Origin of the sequence: Kitasatospora sp. NPDC057198, assembly GCF_042670125.1 — a bacterium.
In the GTDB taxonomy this organism is placed as follows: domain Bacteria; phylum Actinomycetota; class Actinomycetes; order Streptomycetales; family Streptomycetaceae; genus Kitasatospora.
This window is the reverse complement of sequence record NZ_JBHUWH010000639.1, coordinates 1-3,545: the sequence shown is the minus strand read 5'-3', so window position 1 is coordinate 3,545 and position 3,545 is coordinate 1. Positions and strand designations below refer to the sequence as shown.

The 3,545-nt window shown below is 72.1% G+C and carries 3 protein-coding genes; all 3 read right to left on the bottom strand.

Features of this window, described 5'->3' with window-relative positions:
- Positions 1-37: 37 nt before the first annotated feature.
- Entirely contained in the window at positions 38-1,087 is a 1,050-nt protein-coding gene (locus tag ACFUEL_RS37025; protein ID WP_380242180.1) for a DUF4192 family protein, read from the bottom strand.
- A gap of 98 nt (positions 1,088-1,185) precedes the next feature.
- Positions 1,186-2,226: a DUF4192 domain-containing protein gene (locus ACFUEL_RS37020; RefSeq protein ID WP_380242178.1), complete on the bottom strand. Its 1,041-nt coding sequence runs from the start codon at positions 2,224-2,226 to the stop codon at positions 1,186-1,188.
- Positions 2,227-2,424: 198 nt separating this feature from the next.
- Entirely contained in the window at positions 2,425-3,423 is a 999-nt protein-coding gene (locus tag ACFUEL_RS37015; protein WP_380242176.1) for a DUF4192 family protein, read from the bottom strand.
- Positions 3,424-3,545 lie beyond the last annotated feature (122 nt).

The following is a 3,545-nucleotide window of genomic DNA, read 5'->3' as shown; positions in this document are numbered from 1 at the left end:
GTCCGGGGCGGGCTCTGCGGCCCGCCCCGGAGGTCCGTCAGCCGTTGCGGCTGCGGCGCTCCTCCCTGATGGTCTGGAGCAGGGGGTCGATGCCCAGGCCCCTCCGTATCGCCTCCTGGAGCAATTCGGCGAGCACGTAGTCCGGGTCCACCTCCAGGGCCCGGTCGAGGAGGACGCGGCAGGCCGCCAGTTCCCCGGCGGCGGCAGCGGCGATTGCCGCGAGGGTGATGGGCGCGGCGGCCAGGACGGTGCGATTGGTGGCGCAGTGGCGGGCGAGCAGGGACCATAGCTCACGGGCCCGCTTGAGCTCCTGCGGCTCCGTGTACTCCGCCCCACGGTCTCGCAGCTTCTTGTCGCGCAGCCCGAGGAGCAGTTCGGCGGCCTCGACTGGGGAGAGGTTCAGCGGGGTGCCGTCGCCCCCGTTGCACAGCAACCGGTCGATCACGCCGCACAGGCGGTGGAACTCGGCGTCGATGCCGGCCTTGCGGCCCCGGGCGGCGCGCTGCTGCGCGGCCGTCAGCAACGCCGTGTTGCAGGTGTCGGCATCGACGGCGGAAGCCGGGGCAACGGCAGCAAGGATGGCGGCCTCGCTGGGCGGCACGGGCACGCCGTGGGCGATGGCACGCATGGTCAGGACGCCGGGCTGGAGGGGGCCGCTGACGGGCATGCCCTCATCCCGGAACGCGGGATTGGAACTGCGGTAGGACCACCAGTGCGACGGGGAGACGCACAGCACGTCCAGCACGGTCAGCCCATGCTGTTCGGCGCTGGCGGCGAGGGCGTCGGCGAGCTTGCGGTACTGGCGCATCGCGGCGTTCCCGCCGCTCTTGGCGACCTGTCCGGTGCACAGGTAGATCAGCACCCCGCCCGATTCGACTTCCCGGTCGGCCAGCTCCTCCAGGGTCTCGTGGGTCAGGTCGCTGACCGTCTCGTCCTGGTTCGCCAGCGGGAGCGTGACGCGTTGGCTGGAGAGGGGGAGCCGCCTCTTCGCGTCGCAGGCGACGTACAGGATCGTGCCGTTGGGGTCGTCGGGCTGGTAGCTGAGGATGTAGGGCAGGGCTTCGACGGCCGCGTGCGGGTCGGTCAGGTCGAAGGAGGGATGTCGAGGATCATGAGGTCTCTTCCGTTCGCGGTCTGGCGGAGGGGTGGCCGGGGCCGCCCGGTGGCGGCCCCGGCGGTGGGTGGTCAGCCCGTGACGGTGCGGCCCCGGCTGGCGCGGCTGTCGCGCAGGCGCTTGCGGAAGTCCTCGTAGCTGTGTTCGACGTTCATCGCGTGCGAGAGCAGGTTGATCAGGTAGTAGTCGCCGGGGATGCGGACGGCGGTGTGCAGGGCGAGCCGGGCGGTGCCCCTGTGCCCGAGTCCCCAGGAGGTGGCCGCGTACAGGACGGTCGGCTCGATGGCGCACCAGTCGACCTCGGTGGGGCACAGGCGGGCGAGGTGGAGCCACAGGCCCCGGGCGGCGGGCAGTTCGTGGTCCTCGCAGTACTCCAGGGCGATCCCAGCGACGTGGGAGTACTGCAGGCCGATCAGAAGCCGGGCGGCGGTGTCGTCCGGGATCTGCTCGATGGTGGTGGTCCGGTCGACCAGGGCGCGGATGGTGCGGTCGAGAAGGGCGGCGGCGTCGGCGGCGACCGCCCCGTGCCCGTCGGTGCGCATCTGGCGCTCGACGTCCTTGAGCACGTTCTCGACGGCCCCGGCGATGGCGCGGTCGCCGGTGACCTGGGCGAGCGTTGCGCGGACGTCGCTGCTGCGCGGGAACGCGGTCGCGTCGTACTCGGCGGGCGGCGGGGAGATCGGGCGGCCTTCGCTGAAGGCGTCGGTGGACATCAGCCAGTACCGGTCCCGGGTGACGTAGACGACTTCCAGGAGGTCGGCGTGGTGAGTCGCGGCGGCCACGCCGAGGAGTCCGGCGAGGGGGCGGTGGCGGGCCATGGACCGCTCACCGTAGAGGGGGTCGGTCAGGTCGGGGCAGATCCAGGCCACGAGCCCGTTGACGGTCTCCGTGCCCCTGGCGACCTTGTCCTGCTGGAAGGCGAGCAGGTCCCGGACGGCCATCGGCCAGTCGCTCGTGTCGGCGGGCAGGTCGGCGCGGGTGAAGTGGACGGGTTCGCCGTCGGGGGCGAGGCCGGAGATGACCAGGGCCGCTTCAGGGTGGTAGCCGAACAGGTGCGGCAGGATGTGGACGAGGCTCTCGGGGCCGTTCATCACGTTCGTGTCGTCGCTCATGGCGTCCTATCAGGGTGTACCCGGGTTCGCGGCCCGGGTCGGCATCCACAGAAGACTTTCGTCTTCTTTCTTGACTCAAGTCTATTTGCAGGCGTGGGGGGGGTTGGGCACACCCCAATTCCACTCCCCTGCAACGCCGTCAGCCCCGGGGCGGCGGCGGAACGGGCCGCCACCCCGGGGCCGGATGAGCGGGCGCGACTACAGCGGGCGGTCGGCTCGCAGGTGCCGGCGCAGCTCGTCCGGCACGTCCAGCGGCACCCCGAACCGGTGCGCGAGGACGGCGAACTCCGCGCACAGCAGCCCCGAGGCCGCGTCCTCCGCGTCCGGCCTCGACTGGACGGCCCGGCGCAGGTGCTCGCTCGCCTCCTGGCAGTCGCCGTCGAGCAGTGCCGCGATGCCGAGCAGGGTCAGCGGTCCGGCCGCGTACTGGGCGTGCTCGCCGGTGCACAGGTCGGCGACGCGCTGCCACAGCCGCCGCGCCCGCTTCACCTCCTCGGGCTCGAAGCGCAGGGCGGCCCGGTACCGGAAGGTGCCGTTCTGGGTGGCGAGGAGCAGCCGGGCGAGTTGCTGGTCCGGCAGTTCCTCGAGATCCTGGCCGCCGGCCAGCAGGTCCGCGACGAACAGCAATAGGCGGTCGAGGAGGCCGTCGCGGCCGTGGACGGACAGCTCATCCGTGAAGTCGATGTACGCCCGCTCCATCAGCTCGCGGCGGGTGTCGGCGGGCGAGGAAGCCGCGGCGGCCTGGGCGAGGGCGGCGCCGCGCAGCCGGACGGAGCCGAGGCCGGGCCCGTCGGAGGGCATGAAGCCGGGCAGGCTCCACCAGTGGGTGGGGGTGGCGAACTGCCGCCCGCCGACGGGCAGGCTGTGGTTGCCGCAGGCGAGGACCAGCCGCCGCCCGAGCAGGGTGTGCTTCTCAATGGCCTCGGGCCCGTCGCCGGGGTGGGCGTAGACGAGCAGGAGCACCTCGCGGGGGTCCTGGCCGAGGGCGCGCAGGCGGTGGGCGACGATGCCGATGAAGTCGGCGGCGAGGTCCGGCCACGTGTCGGGGTCCTGCTCGTACGCGATGTCGAACAGGCTGAGCTTGGTGCCGAAGGCGGCCAGGACGACGTGACCGGCAGGTTCGTAGCCGTAGGCGTCGGCGACGAGGTCGGCGAGGTCGCCGGGCTGGAGGTTGAAGTGGGGGGTGTTGCTGGACATGGCGGTTCCTCGTTCCGGGTGGGCCCCGCCGCCCGAGCTCGAGCCCCGCGGGGGTGGACCGCGGCCCGTGTTGCCCCGGCCGTTAACATAAAAACAAAAAACAGACCACCACAAACCAAAAC